Source organism: Streptomyces sp. ISL-1, assembly GCF_018614585.1.
GTDB classification, from domain to species: Bacteria; Actinomycetota; Actinomycetes; order Streptomycetales; family Streptomycetaceae; genus Streptomyces; species Streptomyces maoxianensis.
Map to the genome: position 1 here is coordinate 166,809 of NZ_JAGGOI010000008.1, position 19,444 is coordinate 186,252.

Annotated in this window: 14 protein-coding genes and 1 pseudogene; 3 read left to right on the forward strand and 12 right to left on the reverse strand. The window is 69.5% G+C overall.

The window, feature by feature from the left end; genetic code table 11:
* Positions 1–75 precede the first annotated feature (75 nt).
* The 5 genes from fxsT to fxsA all read right to left on the reverse strand — a co-directional run bounded on the left by fxsT (position 76) and on the right by fxsA (position 8,598).
* On the reverse strand, positions 76–4,017 hold the full coding sequence (gene fxsT / locus J7E87_RS08455) for an FxSxx-COOH system tetratricopeptide repeat protein (protein WP_215091605.1): 3,942 nt from the start codon (positions 4,015–4,017) through the stop codon (positions 76–78).
* Entirely contained in the window at positions 4,001–5,335 is a 1,335-nt protein-coding gene (locus J7E87_RS08460; RefSeq protein ID WP_215091607.1) for a TIR-like protein FxsC, read from the reverse strand. Before J7E87_RS08460 ends, fxsT begins: the two co-directional genes overlap by 17 nt.
* Positions 5,336–5,447: 112 nt before the next feature.
* Positions 5,448–6,158, reverse strand: a complete 711-nt coding sequence (locus J7E87_RS08465; protein WP_215091753.1) for an AAC(3) family N-acetyltransferase — start codon at positions 6,156–6,158, stop codon at positions 5,448–5,450.
* Between the two features lie 58 nt (positions 6,159–6,216).
* Positions 6,217–8,424: a radical SAM/SPASM protein FxsB, inactivated metallohydrolase extension form gene (gene fxsB, locus J7E87_RS08470; protein ID WP_215091609.1), complete on the reverse strand. Its 2,208-nt coding sequence runs from the start codon at positions 8,422–8,424 to the stop codon at positions 6,217–6,219.
* Positions 8,425–8,433: 9 nt separating this feature from the next.
* Entirely contained in the window at positions 8,434–8,598 is a 165-nt protein-coding gene (gene fxsA / locus J7E87_RS08475) for an FxSxx-COOH cyclophane-containing RiPP peptide (protein WP_215091611.1), read from the reverse strand.
* A gap of 232 nt (positions 8,599–8,830) precedes the next feature.
* Between fxsA and J7E87_RS08480 the strand changes: the two genes are divergently transcribed.
* Entirely contained in the window at positions 8,831–9,733 is a 903-nt protein-coding gene (locus tag J7E87_RS08480; RefSeq protein WP_215091613.1) for a DUF4231 domain-containing protein, read from the forward strand.
* Between the two features lie 98 nt (positions 9,734–9,831).
* On the opposite strand, the gene J7E87_RS08485 is transcribed toward J7E87_RS08480, so the two are convergent.
* The 4 genes and pseudogenes from J7E87_RS08485 to J7E87_RS08500 all read right to left on the reverse strand — a co-directional run bounded on the left by J7E87_RS08485 (position 9,832) and on the right by J7E87_RS08500 (position 13,616).
* On the reverse strand, positions 9,832–10,317 hold the full coding sequence (locus J7E87_RS08485) for a hypothetical protein (protein ID WP_215091614.1): 486 nt from the start codon (positions 10,315–10,317) through the stop codon (positions 9,832–9,834).
* 138 nt (positions 10,318–10,455) lie between these two features.
* The gene (locus J7E87_RS08490; protein ID WP_215091616.1) at positions 10,456–11,349 is read right to left on the reverse strand and encodes a S1 family peptidase; all 894 of its coding nucleotides are present in this window, start codon (positions 11,347–11,349) and stop codon (positions 10,456–10,458) included.
* A 263-nt stretch (positions 11,350–11,612) separates the two neighbouring features.
* Positions 11,613–12,330 (reverse strand): annotated as a pseudogene (locus J7E87_RS08495) (DUF1684 domain-containing protein); the annotation flags it as partial.
* Positions 12,331–12,419: 89 nt separating this feature from the next.
* Positions 12,420–13,616, reverse strand: a complete 1,197-nt coding sequence (locus tag J7E87_RS08500; RefSeq protein ID WP_215091755.1) for a DUF5685 family protein — start codon at positions 13,614–13,616, stop codon at positions 12,420–12,422.
* 288 nt (positions 13,617–13,904) lie between these two features.
* Here J7E87_RS08500 and J7E87_RS08505 point away from each other — a divergent pair, with 288 nt between their 5' ends.
* Positions 13,905–14,342, forward strand: coding sequence for a cell division protein SepF (locus tag J7E87_RS08505; RefSeq protein WP_215091618.1), 438 nt, complete (start codon positions 13,905–13,907; stop codon positions 14,340–14,342).
* 27 nt (positions 14,343–14,369) lie between these two features.
* Here the strand turns inward: J7E87_RS08505 and J7E87_RS08510 are convergent, their stop codons facing one another.
* Both J7E87_RS08510 and J7E87_RS08515 read right to left on the reverse strand, forming a co-directional pair.
* Positions 14,370–15,572: an acyl-CoA dehydrogenase family protein gene (locus J7E87_RS08510; protein WP_215091620.1), complete on the reverse strand. Its 1,203-nt coding sequence runs from the start codon at positions 15,570–15,572 to the stop codon at positions 14,370–14,372.
* A gap of 81 nt (positions 15,573–15,653) precedes the next feature.
* On the reverse strand, positions 15,654–17,321 hold the full coding sequence (locus J7E87_RS08515; protein ID WP_215091622.1) for an MFS transporter: 1,668 nt from the start codon (positions 17,319–17,321) through the stop codon (positions 15,654–15,656).
* Positions 17,322–17,753: 432 nt separating this feature from the next.
* On the opposite strand from J7E87_RS08515, the gene J7E87_RS08520 reads away from it, so the two are divergent.
* A complete protein-coding gene (locus tag J7E87_RS08520; protein WP_215091623.1) occupies positions 17,754–18,737 on the forward strand; it encodes a phosphatase PAP2 family protein in 984 nt (327 codons plus the stop codon).
* A 95-nt stretch (positions 18,738–18,832) separates the two neighbouring features.
* Here J7E87_RS08520 and J7E87_RS08525 read toward each other — a convergent pair whose 3' ends face one another.
* Positions 18,833–19,048 carry an I78 family peptidase inhibitor gene (locus J7E87_RS08525; RefSeq protein ID WP_215091631.1) on the reverse strand — a complete coding sequence of 72 codons (216 nt, stop codon included), beginning with the start codon at positions 19,046–19,048 and terminating at the stop codon, positions 18,833–18,835.
* Between the last annotated feature and the right edge of the window lie 396 nt (positions 19,049–19,444).

Here is a 19,444-nt window from a genome sequence, read left to right on the forward strand (position 1 = left end):
TCCGGCGATTGAGGCGTTGGGGGTCCCCCCACGCCCGCAGGGCGTAGGGGGAGGGTCCGGGGCGGAGCCCCTGGGTCAGACGGAAAGCGGCTCCAGATCGCGGTGCACCCTGCGTTCGTCCCGCGCGATCCTGGTCAGCGCGTGCTCCTCGCCGAGCAGCCGCTGCAGCTCCGCCACCGTCTCCGCCCGTACACGCGCGGCCTCGTCCTTGCGGCCGAGCAGGCCGAGCGTGACGGACATGTTGGAGACGATGCCGAGCACCTCGGGATGGTGCGGGCCCAGCACCTCGCGCAGCCGGCTCACGGTCCGCTGCTCGATCTCCAGCGCCTCCTCCAGACCGCCCAGATCAGCAAGCGCGTTGGCGAGGTTGATGGTGCTGTACAGGGCGTGCGGATGGTTCTCGCCCAGGACCTCCCGCATCGTCCTGGACGCCTTCGCCAGTAGCTGTTCCGCGGCTTCCGGAGCGCCGCAGCCCCACTGGAAGATGCCCAGGTTGTTGAGGGCGGCGAGGGTGTACGGGTGCCGCTCCCCCGGCACCTTCATGTACTGGTCCACGACCTCCTGCGACAGATCCCGCGCCGCGACCGGCTCCCCTGCCGCGAACAGGTCGGCCGCCAGATTCAGATCGCAGGCGAGCGAGTCCGGGTTGGCCGATGTGTACTTGGCGCGATAGCGGTTGCGGGTGGCCGTCGTCAGCCGCCGCGCGTCCTCGATCCGCCCGGCCCTGCGCAGCGAGACGGCGAGGCTCTTGGCCGCCGCCAGCGTGCCCGGGAAGGCCCGGCCGAGCTGCTCCTTGTAGAGCTCGTAGGTCCGGCTGAGCAGCGCGACCGAGTCCTCGTACCGTCCGACTTCCCGCAGGTCACGGGCGAGGTTCATGGCCGAGGAGAGGGTGTACGGATGCTCCGGGCCGAGCACTTCGGTGCGCCGGTCGAAGACCTCCTGGTCGATCTCGCGGGCCCGCGCGTACTGGCCGACCATGCGCAGATTCAGCGCCAGGTTGTTGGCGGCCGCGAGCGTACGCGGATGGGACTCGTGGAAGATCTGGCTGAATCCCTCGTGCGCCTCGGTCGCCAGCTCCATCGCCCTGCCGTACTGGCCGAGGGTGCCGAGGTCCATCGCGAGACCGCTCGTGGTCATGTACGTATGCGGATGGGAGGGACCCAGCACCGCCTGCTGACGCTCCAGGGTCACCTCGTCCAGCTCCTTGGCCTCCACATAACGGCCTTGCGAGCGAAGGATGTTGGAGAGGTGGAAGCGCAGATAGAGATACTGCAGATCGTCATTGCCCAGCATCTCGCGCCAGATCTCGCGCAGTTCGTCGGCGAGCGTGTACGCCGCGTTCAGGTCGCCGCGCTTCCACAGATAGCGCACCCGGTCGATCATCAGCCGGCGCGTCTCGGGCTCCTTGCAGAACCTGGCCTCGGAGGTGCCGAGGTGCGGCCAGATGCTGGCGAACCGCGGCCAGGTCTCGGGGTTGTCGATCGGCTCGTCGTCGTCGGGCCGCGCGCCCGCGAGGACCCGGTGGACGGCGTGCCGAGCGTCCCGCTGCTCCTGTTCGGTCAGCTGGGCACGGATGACCGCCTGCACCAGTCGGTGCACCTGGATGCTGTTGGAGACCTGGTCGACCTTGGCCAGCGCGAACCGGCCGATCTCCCGGATGACCCGGCCGAGCACCAGCTTCTCCTGCAGCGAGGCGTCGTACGGCTTGAGCGCGTCGATCATCTCCTTGCTGTAGAGAAGGTTCGCGGAAATCGGTTCGGGGGCGAAGAAGGCGCAGAGCTGCAGGAGGCGCACCGCGGCGGGCGAGCGCTCCTTGAGCCGTTCGATGGAGACGTTCCAGGTCGCGGCGACCGGCTCGGGATATCCGACGGGCTGATTGAGCGCGAGGACGCTCGCGGCCTGTTCCCTGAGCTGTTCCAGATACGCGGCGACGGGTGTGGCGGTCTCCGCGATCCAGGCCGCGGCCTGTTCGACGGCGAGCGGCAGGTCGCCGACGGCGGTGGCGACCTGGTCGGCGTCCACGATGCTCAGTCCGCGGGCCCGCCGCTGAAGGTGCTCGATGGACTCCTCGCGCAGGAATACGTCGACGGGCAGCGCGTCCCCGTACTGCGACCAGGTCTGGTTCCTGGAGGTGACCAGGATGTGCCCGGGCCCCTGCGGCGGGAAGAAGCGCTTGAGCTGCTCGGGGTCGTCGGCGTTGTCGAAGACCAGCAGCCAGCGGGAGGACGGCACTCCGCGCCGCAGCAGGTCGATGGCCTCCTGCGAGGCGGCCGCCATGTCCTCGCCGCCCTGGGCGCCGAGCCGGACAGCGAGTTCGGCGAGTCCGGCGACCACGTCGTCGGGCTGCTCGGAGGAGATCCACCACACCAGGTCGTAGTCGGCCATGAACCGGTGGACGTACTCCAGGGCGACCTGGGTCTTGCCGACGCCGCCGAGTCCGTACAGGGTCTGCGGCTGGGGCAGCACCGCGGCCACCGCCATTCCGCCGCCGAGCTGGTCGCGCATCCGCTCCAGCACCACCGAGCGTCCGGTGAAGCCGGGGTTGCGGGGCGGCGCGTTCCAGATCTTCGGCACGGTGCCGGGGAAGCGCGGTCCCGGCGAGGCGCTGTCGTGGAGCTGGACCGGGCGGTCCAGCGCGCGCAGCAGCGCGGTGGTGGCGTGCACCTCGTCGAGCCGGAAGAGATCCACCGGGTTGCGGTCGATGTACGGGGTGGTGAGCCGGACGTCGCCGACCCGGATCGGCAGCAGATGGTGCCTGCCGCCGCCGGGGTCCTCGGCAGCCGCCCGTGACCAGAGTTCCACCGCGGGGGCGGACTTGAGATATGCGCCGGACAGCAGCACCACGGTGCGGGCGGCGTTCTCCGCGGCGAGTTCGGCCGGGTCGGCCGGATCGCGTTCAATGGAGACGTCGCGCGGCACGACCCGGAATCCGGCCCTGGTGAGCAGATACTCCACCCAGTCGGCCCACATGCGGTTCTCGGCGACATAGCTGAGGAAGAGGTCGGCGGGCAGAGCGGGCCGGCGGCGGGTGAAGGCGTCCCTGATCCGGATCCTGACCTCTTCGCCGATGGCGGGCATCGAGGTGATCCGCTGGTCGGTGATGACGGCGGTGAGTCGCTCGAAGGCGGAGAGCAGGGAGTTGGTCAGGCCCGCTTCGTCGCCGAAGGTCGCTAAGGTCTCCTCGTAGGCGTAGTAGGGCCGGTACGGAATCTCCACCGCGCCCCAGTAGGCGGTGAGGTCCTCCCCGGCGAGGCCGGTGGGGAAGCGGTCGAACTTCAGCCGGGCCAGCGCGCGTCCGGCGTCCGCCTTCTCCTTCTCGCCCTCGTCGATCCGCATCGGGACCGGGAAGATCCGGATGCCCCGCCCCCCGTACCGTTCGTCGATCTGCCGGGCCACCGCGGCGGCGCCGTCGATGGACTGGTCGCTGAGGGTGAAGCAGTCGACGAGGATGTCGGGCAGATGGACGGTGCAGATGTCGGCGATATCGCTCAGGCCGGTACGGCTGTCGATGAGCACGTAGTCGTAATTGGCCTTCATGTCCTCGCGCAGCGCGTCGAAGAAGTGGCCGCCGCCGAGCCGGTCGTAGAAGTTGTCCCAGTCGAAGGTCGAGACGGTCGCCGAGTACTCGCGGTTCTGCTTGCCCGCGGAGACGAAGTCGAGTGTGCCTCCGTCGGGGAACTCCCAGCCGAGGCTCTCGGGGGTGAGGGAGACGGCATGCGGCTGGATGCGCGCGTAGTCGAGATGCCAGTCGTCGCGGCGCGGCTCGGGGCTGGTCGCGGCCCAGGCGTACTCGGTGATCAGATCGATGACCCCGGTGGTGGCGCCGAGCGTGGAGGGGTCGAGAAAGGGGTGGAAGAAGCGGTGCAGGCCGGGCGCTTCCAGGTCCCAGTCGACCGCCAGGACCCGCTTGCCGTTCGCGGCAAGTATCCAGGCCGTGTTGGCCAGGGCCATCGTGCGGCCCGTACCTCCCTTGTACGAGTAGAAGGTGACGATGCGTCCGTCACGACCTGCTGTCATCCGTGTCCTCCGCATCGGGGGCGATGTCACGCGTGTTCGGGACGAAGTGGGTGGTGCCGTATTCGGCCATCGGGCCGCGCAGCCTGGGCCGTTCGATGGGAGCGGCTCCGGCGGGCGCCGCGGGCGGGAAGACCTCGGCGTGCCGCAGATACTCCTGGGCCGCCGACTCCACCACCTGGGGCAGGATCTGGCCGAACGCCTCCATGCTGAGCACGCCTCTGGCGGCGGCCCGGCAGGCGGCCCGGCCCTGGCGCATCTGGTGGGGCATTGTGCGCTCCAGCTTCTCGACCAGCTCGGCCTCGGACACCCGGCTCTGCGGGTCGTCGCGGTTCCAGGGGACGACGACGCTCACCCAGGGTCGCGGCTCCGCGTCGAAGGCGGCGAGCCGCTCGCGCCGTTCCTCGTCCTCCAGCGCCCAGCGGTCGACGAGGAGTATCTCGGGCCGGGTGGGCGGCTGACTCAGGTCGGGTGGCGACTCATGGTCGAACGAGGAGACCGTCGCCTGGTAGTTGAGCGAGCGCACCAGGTCCTGGGCGACGTACGCCAGAGGCCGTGCCGAGTCGGGGTGGTAGGGATTCCAGTCCTGGGACTGCTTGCCGTAGTAGTCGGGTGTGCGGCCTTCGGGAAGCTCGTGACTCGTGGGCGCGGCGACGGTCACATGCATCGGGCGGGGGCCGCCGGTGGGCTTCCCGAAGGCGCTGGGCGCCTGCCGGTAGTCGACGGGGCTGCCCGAGCCGACGCGCGTAGTGTCGGCGACGCTGACAATGCGTTTGGCGAGTTCATAGACGGCGGCCTCGTACTCCTCGGCGAATATGCGGAGTTTGATCAGCCCATAGAGGCCGTCGGTGACGTAGCGGTCGCCGAAGGCCCGGTGGTTGAACTGCAACCGTTCGGCGGGGCCGGGCAGTTGCTCCGGCGGCATCGGCACCCACAGCGCGGGGACGATCGCCTCCGCCGGTCTGTTGCTCTTGGCCTGGTGGTAGATCGCCCGCTGGGCGAAGGCGTACCACTCCTTGCCGCACATCTCGCTGGCGAAGTACCGCGGCGAGAACAGCGGCACGAACACCCGGCAGGTGGCCAGTACTTCACCCAGACGCTCCGACCAGCCCTCGCCCGAGCGGATCTCCCGGTCCATGAACCCGGCAGGAGCACCGGCCGGAAGATCGGTCATGGCCATCACATGGCCGCACAGATCGCGGAAGAGCCGCTCCACCCACATATCCGGATCGGGGCCCCCCGCCCCGTACCGCGGCGTATGCGCATAACTCAAAAAGAAGTACGGCCGATGGTCCGCCGTTCGCTGCGCTGAACCTGCCACACGACCCCCGTCCTGTGCGAACGCCCGCCCCCACACCCAGCATCGATGAGAGACGCGAGCGAATTAATCATTCCGGAGTCCGACACACTCCATCCCCCCGACGTTCAGTCAATCAACACCGCTTTTCAGTCATCCAGCTCTCCGCATGGTCGACCGCGTCCTTGATCGAAAACAACCTTGCGAGCCTTCCGCCCAGTTGTCCCTTCTGTTCCACGCCCCGTGAGATGGAGGCGCCGATCGCGTCGAAATCGCTGTCGTCCAGTTCGACGTCCTCGTACTCCGTCCATTCCTTACCCCCGCCGGGTCGCTGCACCACACAACGGTAGGTGCGCAGAGGCGCTCCGGTACGGTATTCGGCGAGATGGAATGCGGTGCAGACAGCGAAATCCACATTGATCATCAACACCTGTGCCCGCGCCCGGTAGAGAGCTCCGAGCGGCGAGTCGTCGCCGAGATGAGAAGTCAGCGGATGCCGGGCCAGGAGTTCCGCGGCCCGCCGCCCCAGCGCGGCGAAAGAGGTCTGTGGATGGGCGCTGCGCACGGCCCCGGCGGCGGTCCGCACCGACTCGGCCAACCGGCCCATCCCCTGACTCCGGCTGGCCGCGGCGTCGAAGGCCGGCATTTCCGCCCGGAAGGCCGCCGCCTGCTCGGGTGTCATCCCGCGCACCCGGGCCAGGTAGGAGTGGGAGGTGTCGGAGTTCTCAGTGGTGAACGTGGGCACCACCAGCGTGCCGTCCGGGCCCAGCACGTCCAGCAGCGCGTCGCGGACGGTGTCGGCATCCAGCCCCGTGGCGTGCAAAGAGGCGTGGACGAGCAGCGTCATGCCGTCCCGCACTCCCAGCCCGCGCAGCGCGTGGGCCGGCCCGGCTCCGGATCCGGCCTCAGCCACGGCCGGCCTCTTTCCAGAGCTCGTCCACCAGTCGCTGCCCACTTGACGTCAGCTCCGCCGCGCGCCCCAGGGTTTCCAGCGCGCGCTCGGCCTGGTCGGCTCCGGCCGGTTCGAAGGCCGCGAGGCCCACGCGTTCGTACGCCCCCGCCAACAGCTCGGACACCGCGACGGGCTCGTCCTGCCAGGGCGCCGGGTGGCGCCAACACCCGTCCTGTGCGTAGAGATCCGTGACCTCGACCAGGGCCTGCAGCTTCGCCCGCCGGAATCCGCGCAGCAGCGCGGGCGCCAGCGCTCGGGGGCTGCCGGGCAGCGCGATTCCCAGCGCGCCGTAGCCGTGCCGGCCCAACGCCGGCTCTCCCGAGACCAGCGGCGTCACGGTGGTCAGACAGTCCGCGGCCTCCTCAGCCTGCTCGGGTGCGGCCTGCCGCAGCAGCTCCCAAGCTCCGGCCAGCCGCTCGCCGAAGTCGGCCACCTCGCTCACGGCGAGCCGCTCCCGCACGGGGGCGCCGAAGCAGTCGCGGTACGGGTCGAGGTCGTCGAGCCGCAGAGCGGGCGCCCCCGCGCCGCCGAGCATGCGCACGGGCAGCCAGCCGTCGCTCTCCTCGCCGGTGCGTACGTGCACCGGCGCACGGCCGTCCACCCGGACCTGGAAGCCCTCATCGGCCGGGCGCACCTGCGCCTCGCCCGTCACCCCGGGGCCGGCCAGCCGCAGTTCGCCGAGCGTGGGGAGCCGGAGCCTGCCGTCCCGGTAGGGCATCCGTACGGGGAGGTCGAGCCCGCCCCGTACGACGGCTGCGGCGAGGTACGAGGCGAGCTGGAGCGCGTACGGGGCCGCCTCCGGCCGCCCCGTACGCAGCGCGGTCAGCGTGACCTGCAGCCAGGTGTGGGTGTAGGGATGGCCGTACACCGTGTCGAGCACATCGGCGTGCCCCTCCAGAGCGCCCGCCAGCTGCCAGACCTCGTCCCACCTCTCGCCGCCCCGCCCGTCGAGCTCCTGATGGACCTCGGCGAGCAGTATGCGGGTCAGGTCCTGACGCTCGGCCATCAGCACGCCCGGGTCCGTGACCGCGGGGGACACCGTCGAGGCCGCCGTGCGCCGCTCGATGCCGCGGATCAGCGCCTCGAGGTCGGTGCAGTACACGGAGGTGTTGTCGAAGTCATTGCCGGAGCTGTAGCGGTGCGTGTAGAGCCCGCCGCCGCACGACCGTACGAGCGGACACTGCCGGCACGTCTCGCTGACTCCCGCGAGGCCCAGCTGGCGCGCCCTGACGCCGGGGTGGGCCGCGACATCGTCGAAGGGGTTCGTGAAGACGTCGAATCCGGTGGCTGCCGCGCCTTCGTAGGCGCTTTTCAGCGAGTCGACCTGCTCCAGGGTGCCGTCGGTCTCGACGACGACGAGGTCGGTGGGGGCGAGGCCGAGGGATTCGGTGAGGCTGGGGCCGCCGCCGAGCGTGGAGAGCACGGATTCGAAGAGCCGTACCGGCACGGTTCTGCCCTGCGCCTGCCAGCGGTCGAAGACCGCGAGGATCCAGTCCGCGTACGCGGTGGGTGAGCCGTCGGGGCGGGCCGGCGGGGCGTCCCAGGTGGCGTGCGGGAGCAGGAAGTCGATGAGGGGAGGGTCCAGCTCGGTGAGCGCGTCGTACACGGCGATCGGGTCGTTGGCCACGTCGATCGTGCAGAGAAGGCCGAGATAGAGGTGGCGGTAGCGCTCCTGCCGGAGCAGTTCGACGGCTCTGAGGACCAGCGGATGGCTGGTGCGTCCGTCTGCGAAGCGGCGATGGCGGTCGTTCGCGCGCCGGTCGCCGTCGAGGGAGATTCCGACCCGGACGTTGTACTCGCTGAAGAGGTCCAGGTAGCGCGTGGAGAGTTGTAAGCCGTTCGTGTGGATCCGGAGGTCGAGCTCGGCCACTCCGTCGAGGGCTCCGGTCAGCTCCTCGCAGATGCGCCGCAGTCGTGCGGGTCCTGCCAGAAGAGGCTCCCCTCCGTGCAGGATCACTGACACGGAGGGCAGGGCATGACTCTTGGCATGCTCGGCCAGTCGCAGAGCTGTCCAGGAAATCGCTTCGTCAGAGATTGCCTTTGGGCGGGTAAGCCAGCTCTGATCAGCGTGTTCATAGATATAGCAATGGTCACATGCAAGATCGCACCTGCTGTGAACCTTCAATACGATCTCGCGGAATGGGACCAGGGGTCCAGTCATTCCGCCAGTCTAGAGCGCCGAGTTGAACGTGGAAGCACGCAGAGTACGGTCGGCGGCGGACGGGAGGACGCGGGCCAGCTTCCTGGCAGTATCGGTGCTGCGTACATTGATCTGCGCCAGCGGAACGCGGTTCTTCTTCGCAGCCGCGAAGGACGCGGAAGTCTGAAACGTCATGAAGGGCCGTCCTTGATGTTGTGTCCAGCACAGATACCACGCACCGTTGCGATGCCGGCGGCACGACTTTACTCTCATGGCCACTCGCAGCAACTCAGCACGTGGAGACGGAACAAAAGAGTTGCGCCGCATTCTCGCAGGACCGTACGGAACAAGCCATTCCGCCTAAAGGGTGAAGACAAAACTGCAGACAGGGGTGCGCATGACCGTGTTTCCCGGCCCACTGCAAAGCATGGTCTTCCGAAACACTGATCTGCCGGGTCTCTTCCACCACACGGACGCCATCGCGATCTCGCGCCAGCGTGAGGCGGTGGGAGCCACCCGCTACCAGCTGCTGCTGTTGGTCGCGGGCGCGGCCCTCGCGGCGCTGCCGTCGTCACTGAGGCTCGGCGACACCTTCCAACTCCCCGGCGCACTCAGCGCGTTGGCCTACGCCGGGGTGCTGATCCTCAGCTACCGCTCATCGAGGCGCAGAGCAAAGTCGCATTGGCAACTCAACCGCTCCGCAGCGGAGTTCATCAAGTCGATGTGCTGGCGGTACGCGGTCCATGGAGCGCCCTTCGACTCCAACTCCACCGACGCGGACGAGCTGTTCACCGTACGGCTGGAGGAAGGGCTGCGAGAACTGACCAAGGTCGGCTGGCAGGACCCGCGCCCCAGCGCGCCGGAGGTGGCGGCCGGGGAGCTGATCACCACACCGATGCGGCGACTGCGCGCCAAAGCCTTCAGCGTCCGCAAGGAGACGTATGTCAGGGACCGGCTGATCGAGCAGCGCAACTGGTACCACCGCCGCAAGGAGATATCCCGCCGCGCGACCGTGTTGTGGTCCGCCTCGATCGGGTTGCTCACCCTGCTCGCGCTGTTCTTCGCGCTGCTGCGCACCTTCTCGCTCGCCGGATCCGTCGAGATGGCGGGCCTGTTGTCCTCGGCGGCGGCCGCGTGTCTGGCGTGGAGCGAGATACGACGCCATCAACCCCTCATCGCGGCCCATGCGTTGGTGGAGGAGGACCTGGCGGCCATGCATACGGCGATGGAGACCACGGTGAGCGACGCGGAGTGGCCGTCAGCGGTGTACGAGACCGAGCGCATCGTGTCGCCCCAGCACACCGACTGGCTTGTCAGACACCGGAGTTGAAGGCAAAGCAGGACCAGTCAGTGCTCAGAACCAGCCGCGGTCGGAACCAGTCGCGGTCGGAGTGGGCGGGGTAGAACCGGCGGGTCAGAACCGGCGGGTCAGAGCCAGTGGCGCTCAAGGCCCTCGCGCCAGATGACCGTCACGGGCTTTCCGAGGTCGCGTGCGTAATGGACGATGTCGGCCGTGCCGCCGTAGCCGCGGGCGGGACGGCCGTCCCAGACCGCGAGAAGGCGGTCGCAGTTGTCCGCGATATAGGCACCCGCCGCGTAGTAGGCCTCGTCGGTGGAGTACGGGAAGGCGAGCCGGATCTCCCGGGTGGCGCGGCTCTTGAGGCGCTGGTAGCGGGCCAGCTCGTCGGGGGCCGTGAAGCCGTCCTCGTAGTCCCCGCTGGGAATGACCACCGTCAGTTCCGCGCCGCAGGCCAGGGCGATGTCCGCGAAGAGCTGATCCGCTCCCGCCGCGAGGCTGGACAGCGCCTCCGTCGAGCCGTCGTGGCCGCAGAGCACGGCGTGCATTGCGGCACGGATATGGGCGTAGGCCTCTGCAGGGATACCTCTGTGGCCGGTCACTCCGATGCGCTTCACTGACCGCAACTCCCCGTCCCTCCATGCCGGACCGCTCTGACATCCTCTCAAAAGGGGACGCGACGTCGAGCCCCCGTCCTGTCATACGGGACGGGGGCTCGACTGCTGGCGACTGCTGCCGGCTGCGAAGGTGGTGCGTCAGTAGACGCTGACTCCATAGGCGCTGAGCGCTTCGGTGACCGGCTGGAAGAACGTCGTGCCGCCGGAGGAGCAGTTGCCGCTGCCGCCGGAGGTCAGGCCGATGGCCCTGCTGCCGGAGTAGAGCGGGCCGCCGCTGTCGCCCGGTTCGGCGCAGACGTTGGTGCGGATCATGCCGTAGACGATGTCACCGCCGCCGTAGTTCACCGTGGCGTTGAGGCCGGTGACGGAACCGCTGTGGGTGCCCGTGGTGGAGCCGCGGCGGGTGACGGACATGCCGACCGTCGCGTTGGCCGCGCTGGTGATGTCGACGCTGCCGACGGTGCCCGGGTGGGAGAGCGAGGTGTTGGAGTACCTCACGATTCCGTAGTCGTTGCCCGGGAAGCTGGATCCGGCCGTGGGGCCGATGCTCGTGGTGCGCGAGGAGTTGGTGTACCAGGGCGGGTTGCCGTCGGTGCAGTGGCCGGCGGTCAGGAAGTAGTAGGTGGTGCCGCTGCGGACGTTGAAGCCGAGGGAGCAGCGCCAGCTGGTGGCGTAGATGGCGTCGCCGCCGGAGATGAGCTTGGAGAACGTGCCGGGGGTGCGCTCGATCCGCAGCGCACCGGCATTGGATCCGGCCTCTTGCTTGATCTTGGCTATTTCGGCCCGGGAGACGGTGCTGTCGGCCGTGACAACCAGGGTGCCCTTGTCGATGTGCCAGGCGGTGCCTGCCACATCCGCTTCGAGTACGGCGTCGCTCGCGGCGGTGAGCTGGTTGGCACTGAAGGTCTGGGCCTGGTTTGCGTTGGCGGCGGGGACGGCCAGCGCGGCGGCGGCGATCAGGCCAGTGGTGACGGCGAGCAGACGCGTGCGTCTCGCCGTGCCACTGCGGGGGGTGGTGCGCTTGATCCTCACTTTTCGTTCCTCCATGGGGGAATCGGGGGCCCGTTGTGGGGTTCGGGGCCCGTGAGGCGCAGCCATGAAGCACGTTCGATTTCCGGACAAGCCGTGCTCCTGACAAGTCGCTGTTCGGGAGTATTCGGTGGGTCAACTTCCCGCGCAAGGGCGCCTTTCGGCCGCTCGCGTACCCACGACGCATTGCCCCGGCGGCTCGGTTGCCATCGGGGTTGTGCCGTACTTGTCCGGCCGGTAGGACGGCTCAGCCGCCCAGGAGGTTCCCGTTCGCCCGCCGGGACGCCGGCCTCCAGGGTGTTGCCGGGAGGGCGGGAAGGGGCAGATGACGATCCGCGAAGGCGCACGGCGGCAGCGGCGAACGGTTGAAGTCGACGGCCACCGCGCCGTCCGCTGCCGGTGTGGAGGGCCGCAGAAACCGGAAGCGGTAACTACTGTTTCCGCTGGTGGCATCGGCCAAGGCCGCCCACGGCGAACCGTCCGGCTCGACGACGACCGGCAGGGTGCGCTCCTCGCTGTCGATCTTGAAGGCGATCTCACCGCCGAGGCCGAGTCCGCGCTCGCGTCGCCGGCTTTCTCGACCCGTACGCTGCGGTCTTCTTCGTACGGAACGCCCCCGGCAGCGTCCAGCCGGCGTCGTACGGGGGCGCCTCGATGTTCTGCGATGCCGTGCGCGCCGACGAGTCTCGGTCGAAGTCCCGTACCGCCCAAAGGCCGTCGGCGGCGCAGCACGCCAAGGCGCCGCCGGCCGTGCCCGACCCGGGCGTCGGGGATCGGGCCGTGGTCCGCCGTCAGCCGGACGTCGCCGGTCAGGGGCTGTCCGTCGCGGTCAGACCGTCCTCGACGGCGGCACTCAGCACCACTTCGTCGCCGTCCTCGCGCCACTGGCCCGGGGCGGCCGGAATTCGCCCCTCCGGGTAGTCCGAGATCCAGCGCGTGCCGGTGAGGGACAGGTCCGCGCGGCGCCGAGACCGTCGCGGTGCGGTGCTGCGGTGCTGCGGTGCTGCGGTGCTCGTGCCGGCCGGCGCGGTCTGCACTCCGCCGGCAGGGCCCCGCAGTGACCTGACGCCAGGTCAGCAGTCACAGCTGCAGCATTCACAGCAGTCGCAGTCGCATTTGTGACAGCAGCCCTCGCGCTTCTTGCGGGACCAGGGGCCCTCGTACTCTTCGGCGCAGCGCAGCTTGCAGGTGCAGCACAGCCCGATGAAAGCGGCGCAGCCGGCCCAGAAGCCGCGCCTGCCCGGCTTCTGCGGTTCCTGGTGGAAGCCGGGCGGCATACCGCCGGGGCCGCCGGGGCCGCCGGGGTTGTTGGAGCCGTACGGACCCTGACCGCCCGGACCCTGGCCGTACTGCCCGCCCTGCCCCTGGTACGGGCCACCCTGCGGCGGGCCCCCGTACCCCTGGTGCGCGCAGGTCGTCGTCCCGAACGCCCGGTTCACCGAGTTCCGCAGCTCATGGGCGAGCAGCACATGCACCAGCCTGTCGTCGGCGAAGCGGGCGTCGCGCAGCGCGAGCCGCACCCCGTGCACCGCGTCGTCGGCGAGCCGTCGCGCCCCGGCCTGTGAGGTGCCGGTGGCGGCGAGAGGGTTCCAGGCACCCGACGCCGCGTCAGCTTTGCTGTCCTCGACGGCATCCAGCAGATGCGCGAGCCGTCCGAAGAGCCTCCCCGCCTCGGCCAGCGGCGCGACGTTCTCCGGCCGCCCTGCCAGTACGGCGGTGTGCGCGAAGGCGGCCGCCGTCGCCGTCTCGGTCGGCTCGGTGACGGTAAGCAGCGAAGTGCCGGGCCCGGCCAGCGCCTCGATCCCGCTCTGCCTCTCGATGGCGTCGAGCAGCACCGCCGTGTCGAAGCCGAGCTCGGCGCCGGTGCGCGCCCCGGCCCGGTCCCAGCCCGCGGCGACCCGGAGGGCGGGAGCCGCCACCGGCCTGCGGGCCAACACCCCGTCCCGGTCGGCGACGTGGTCCCGTATCTTCGCCGACGCCAGCACCAGGGAGACGGCGGCCGCCAGGCGCGCCCCTTCGCCCCGGGCGACGGGCGCCGTGCGCATGGCGCGCAGCGGACAGGGGCCCGCGGTGCGCCGGGAAGCGAGGGTGCGCTCGGCCTGAGCCTCCGTCAGAACCGAGACGATCAGGCCGTCGTAGTTGGTCACGACCCGGGCGAACTGACCGTGGCCGGAGCGAAGTGCCAGACAGAGCCCGCACAGATGGGCCATCCACTCGGCCTTGAGTCCGTCGGTGAGGCGATGAGTGCAGGGCCTGACGATTCCGAACACGACGATCCCCCGAGAGTCGTTCAACAGTGCGGCACGCATCGTATCGATTGCCCCGTTCACCCGGACGCGCCCATCGTCACCCGCCGGGCCCGACTTTCATATTTTGGGCCCGCAACCCCCCGCACACAGGAAGAATCTTGACGAATCGCCACATCCTCTGCACCAGTACCGTCACGAATCCCCTGCGCGGCGACTATCTACTTGGCGCGCGATCCGCATCATGGACGACCATAGGGATAGGAAAGAGAAAAGACCGCAATGAGCGGACTGGAGCGGAAGGAGGCGTCCATGGGATCTGTGCGCAAGGCGAGCGCCTGGCTGGGACTCGTCGAGGACAGTGACGAGCGCTACTACGACGACGAGTATGCCGAGGGTGCCGAGACCGGTGACGCATGGGTCACCGACCCGCGGGTGCGCGTGGCCTCCGAGTCCGCCGTGGAGCAGGGCCGCCGGATCGCCACGGTCTCCCCGGACAGCTTCCGGGACGCCCGCGGCATCGGTGAGCTGTTCCGGGACGGCGTCCCGGTCATCGTGAACCTCACGTCCATGGAGCCCTCCGACGCCAAGCGCGTGGTGGACTTCGCCGCGGGACTGACCTTCGGGCTGCGCGGTTCGATCGAGCGCGTCGCCACCCGGGTCTTCCTGCTGAGCCCCTCCGACACACAGGTCGTCAGCGGCGAAGCAGCGAGCCGTTCCACGCAGGACGGCTTCTTCAACCAGAGCTGAGCAGGGCGTTCGCCGACCGCCACCGGGTCACCGGAAGGCGTCCAGGCCGGTGAGCGCCTTGCCCAGCACCAGCTGGTGCATCTCGACGGTGCCCTCGTAGGTGAGCACCGACTCGAGGTTTGTCGCATGGCGCATCACGGGGTACTCCAGCGAAATCCCGTTCGCGCCGAGGATGGTGCGCGAGGTGCGGCAGATCTCGATGGCCTCCCGCACATTGTTGAGCTTCCCGAAGCTGACCTGCTCGGGTCGGAGCGTCCCCGCGTCCATGCGGCGGCCCAGATGGTGGGCGAGCAGGATCCCCTTGTGCAGTTCCACTGCCATGTCGGCGAGCTTGGCCTGGGTGAGCTGGAAGCCGCCGATCGGCCTGCCGAACTGCTCGCGCGTCTTCGAGTACTCCACGGCGGACTCGAAGCTGGACCGCGCCGCCCCCATCGAGCCCCACACGATTCCGTAGCGGGCGTGCGTGAGGCAGTTCAGCGGGCCCTTCAGACCGATGACGCCCGGCAGTACGGCGTCTGCGGGCAGCCGTACCTCGTCCAGCACCAACTCGCTGGTGACGCTGGCGCGCAGCGACCACTTGTGCTTGATCTCGGGTGCGGAGAAGCCGGGGACATCGGTCGGCACGACGAAGCCGCGGATGCCCCCACCATCTTCATCGGCTGTACGCGCCCACACCACGGCGACCCCGGCCACCGAGCCATTGGTGATCCACATCTTGCGGCCGGTGAGCACCCAGTCCGAGCCGTCCCGCTTGGCGAATGTCCGCATGCCCGCCGGGTCGGAGCCGTGGTCCGGCTCGGTGAGGCCGAAGCAGCCGATGATCTCGCCGGCCGCCATGCCCGGCAGCCACCGCTGCTTCTGCTCCTCGGAGCCGAAGCGGTGGATCGCGTACATGGCGAGTGAGCCCTGGACGGAGACGAGCGAGCGGATGCCGGAGTCGGCGGCTTCGAGCTCCAGGCAGGCGAGGCCGTACTGGACTGCCGTGGCGCCCGCGCAGCCGTACCCCTTCAAGGACATGCCGAGCGCGCCGATCGAGCCGAGTTCGCGGGCCAGTTCACGGATGCCGGGGAGCTCACCGCGCTCGTACCAGTCGGCGATGTGCGGCAGGACGCGGTCGGCGGCCCAGCTGCGCACGGTGTCGCGGATGGCGAGGTCCTCGGGGTCGAGCAGATCGTCGACGCCGAGGGGGTCGCTGGGGTCGAAGGGCGGCAGCTTCGAGGGTGCGGACATGGGCGTGGCCTCCAGCGGCGCTCACACGGCGGGAAACAGTAAACTAGCAGTGTTAGTTATTGCTCCGGCTGACGTTACGGCTCAGTGTCCCGCGCGTCCAGACCCGGCCGCCGTGGGGGTGCCTCCGGGCAACCGTTCCGGGGAACGGTTCGCGCTCGCCGGGAGCGGGACTTCCGGGCTCCTGGGTCCGGGGCACTTGTCGGCGGCGGCAGTCTCGCACTCCATGACCTTGGGAAGCCGCAGCGCGGCGAGCGCGCCGAGCAGCAACAGGCCCGCGCTGACCAGGAGCGTTACATGGAGGCCGTGGACGAAGGAGTGGCGCGCCGTGCTGCGCACCATCGCGCCCGCCGGGCCGCCGAGCCCGTCCGCCACCTGATAGGCCTCGCCCAGGGAATGGGAGGCGGCCGAGCCGGCCGAACCCGGGACGCCGGAGAGCGAGGCGAGCGCGGGCGCGTACGCCGCGTTCATGACGCTGCCGAGCATCGCGATGCCCATCCCCGCGCCCAGCTGGTAGGAGGTCTCGCCGATGGCGGCCGCCCCGCCCGCCTGGTCCGGCGGGGCCTCGCTGAGCATCGACTCATACGCGGCGAACAGTGTGGTCTGCAGCCCGAAGCCGAGCAGCACGAAGCCCGTGGTGAGCAACCAGGGCCGGTCGTGCTGTCCCATCAGGGTCAGCAGCAGCACGGCGGCGGCGGTGAGCACGAAGCCCCAGCCGACCATCCGGCGCGGGCCTATCCGGTGCAGGGTGAACGAGCCGGTGGCGCCCGCGGCCATCGCGGCGAAGGTCAGCGGCAGCAGCCGCAGGCCGGTCTCCAGCGGGCTCAGTCCGAGGACGAGCTGGAGGTACTGGACGGCTATCAGTTCCAGGCCGACCAGCGCGAGCATGGCGAGAATGATGCAGCCGACGGAGGTGGAGAAAGCGGGCCTGGCGAACATGCGCATATCGATCAGCGGATGCTCGCGGCGCCTTTGCCGCCGTACGAACAGGGCGAGCAGCGCACCGCCCAGCACCAGCGGAACTGCCGTCTCGATGCCGAGGATGCTGTCGCCGGCGCCCAGCCGCTTGATGCCGAGGACCGCTCCGAGCACACCGGCCGCGGCCATCAGCGCGCCGAGCACGTCCCAGGGCCCGTCGGCGCCGCCCTTGGATTCGGGCAGCAGCCACCGGGCGGCGGGCAGGATCAGCGCCATCAGCGGGATGTTGATCAGAAAGACCGAACCCCACCAGAAGTGCTCGACGAGAAAGCCGCCGAGGACCGGTCCGGTGGCGGCGCCCACCGCAGCGACGGCGGTCCATATGCCGATCGCCGTTGCCCGCTCCCGCCGGTCGGGGAAGACCGCGCGGAGGATCGAGAGTGTCGCGGGCATGATCATCGCGCCGCCGACACCGAGCAGGGCGCGCGCGCCGATCAGCACATGTGGGGTGGTGGCGAAGGCGGCGACAAGGGAGGCGACGCCGAAGATGCCGTAACCGATCAGCAGCACACGGCGCCGGCCCACCCGGTCGCCCAGCGTGCCGAAAAGGATCAGCAGAGCGGCGCAGACGAGGGGGTAGGCGTCGACGATCCACAGCAGCTCGACCCCGCTGGGGCGGAGGTCTTCCGTAACGGCGGGGACGGCGACGTGCAGCACCGTCGCGTCGAGCGCGACGAGCAGCAGGCTGACGCAGAGGACGACAAGGACGACCCAGCGGTTCGCACCGCCGTTGCCGGTGCGCAGCCGCGCTCCGGCCGTGGTCGTCCCAGTCATGTACGTACCTCCCAATGAGTCCCTCGCGCTCGGCGGGCCAGCCGGGGACGATGCTGCTGTCCCACAGGGCGGTCCGGCATCGACGCGCGAGTGAGTCGCCAGGGTACGCGAGTTCCGGCGTGGGCCGCGTGGTCCATCTCTCACCCGATCGGGCAGGCGCGTGTGGCGTGCGCCACGCCACACCCCGGGCCGGAGCCGACTTGGACGTCCGCCAACGAGGGGGAAATTCGCCACGGGCAGGTGGTGAACTATTAATTGCGCCCCAGAAAGGACCCATGATGACGGGCTCGCCGGCAATAGACAGCACGGTCACCGGGATTTCCGAATTAGCCCGTAGTAAAGCTCGATCTGAGACATAGTCCACATCACATCGTCATCACAAACCCGGTGGTTCGACCTGGGTGGACACTCACTCGCTGTAACGTCGATTGGGTGCGTACCGACATCTTTGCCCGCCTGGACCGGGAGCCGGAACCGCCGAAGATAGAGATCCCGCGGATGAGCCGCACCCGTCTCGCCCTCTTCGGCGGGACGTCGGCCTTCTATCTCGCCATCGTCGTGGCCGTGTTGGCCTCGACCTGGCTGGTGATCATCGACTGGAAGGTCATGCTCTTCCGGCCCTACCAGCAGTGGCCGGACCTGCACGCCTTCCTCGACTACTTCGTGGTTCTCGGCCAGCGCGGACCCACAGCCGTGATGGTCGCGGCCTGGCTGGGCTGGCGCTCCTGGCGTCAGCACACCCTGCGCCCCCTGCTGGTGCTCGGCGCCTCGCTGTTGCTGCTCAATGCGACGGTGGGCGCCGTCAAGATCGGTCTGGGCCGGCTGGGCCCCCACTACGCGACGCAGATCGGCTCCGCCGAACTCTTCGCCGACGGCGATATATTTCCCTCCGGGCACACCGCGAACGCGGTCGTGACCTGGGGAATCCTGGCGTATCTGGCCACCACTCCGCTGGCCAGACGCTATCTGTCGGCACTGTCGGCAGTGGTCTCCCTGGGCGTCGGCCTGACCACCGTGTACCTCGGTACGCACTGGCTGAGCGATGTACTGCTCGGCTGGGCGGCCGGGCTGCTGATCCTGCTCGCACTGCCCTGGTGCGAGCCGGTGATCGGCCGCGCGGAGGCCTGGATCCTCTCGCTGCGCGAGCAGTGGCGTGCGCGCCGCCGGCTCGCTCCCTCGCTGCCGGTCGCGGCGGGTGGCCCAAGGCCCGGGATGGTCCCGCCGCGTGGCACTTCACAGGGGCAGGGTCCGACCCGCGAACCGGTGTCCGCCGTCGGCGGCCGACAGGCTTCGAACGGCAGGACCACGGCGCAGCTCGCCCAGCCGAGGCCACACACCGTGCGCTCCGAGCGGACGCCCATAACCCCGTCCGGCAGCCGCCGTCCGCCGACCTCGCGGCCGGTGACGGGCGGCTGAGAGCCAGTTGGGTTCCGCCGGGAAGCCCGGCGGAACCCGCGGCGAAGGCCCCGACCGTGACGGTCGGGGCCTTCGCCGTATGCGTACGGGGCCTGTCAGCCGGGCCAGCAGCGGATGACGGTGCCGCCCTCCACCTCGAAGTTGAGCCGGCCTGCCATGTACTCCATCGTGATGATCGCGCCCGGCGGCAGCGATCTGACGGTGCTCCAGCCACGCTCACGAGCCAGCTGCTCGGCGCCGTCCGCGGCCAGGCCGACATACGCGTCGGGGGCGTCGTCGGGCTGTGCGGGTGGGGTCGGTACGGGTGCCATGACACCCACCGTAGGCGGGCGCGGACGGTGACGGAAGCCGGGGGGCGAGGGGATGCTTCAGCAGTCCCGCGTACCTCACCGGTCACGCTTCTGTCACAGGATCACGACACGCGTTTAGCCCAGGCTGTGTCACTCGAACGTGCAGTTCAACACCGCCCGCACGGTAATTCCACGACCCTTGTTGATCATGCCTAATTCCGCCCCGCCGAATTGCCCCGGCCAGGTGCCTGAGGGCGAATTGACGGACGGTGAGGAATTCACTGGTTCCTTACGGAATCCCCCCGTGCGTCCGAGCAGTCCCGGCGCACATCGGGCTGCCGCGGATGACATGTTCGCCGGCAGGCTGAGACGGCGGACGAGGCAGCGCATGAGGCCGCGGACGACGCGGCGGACGAC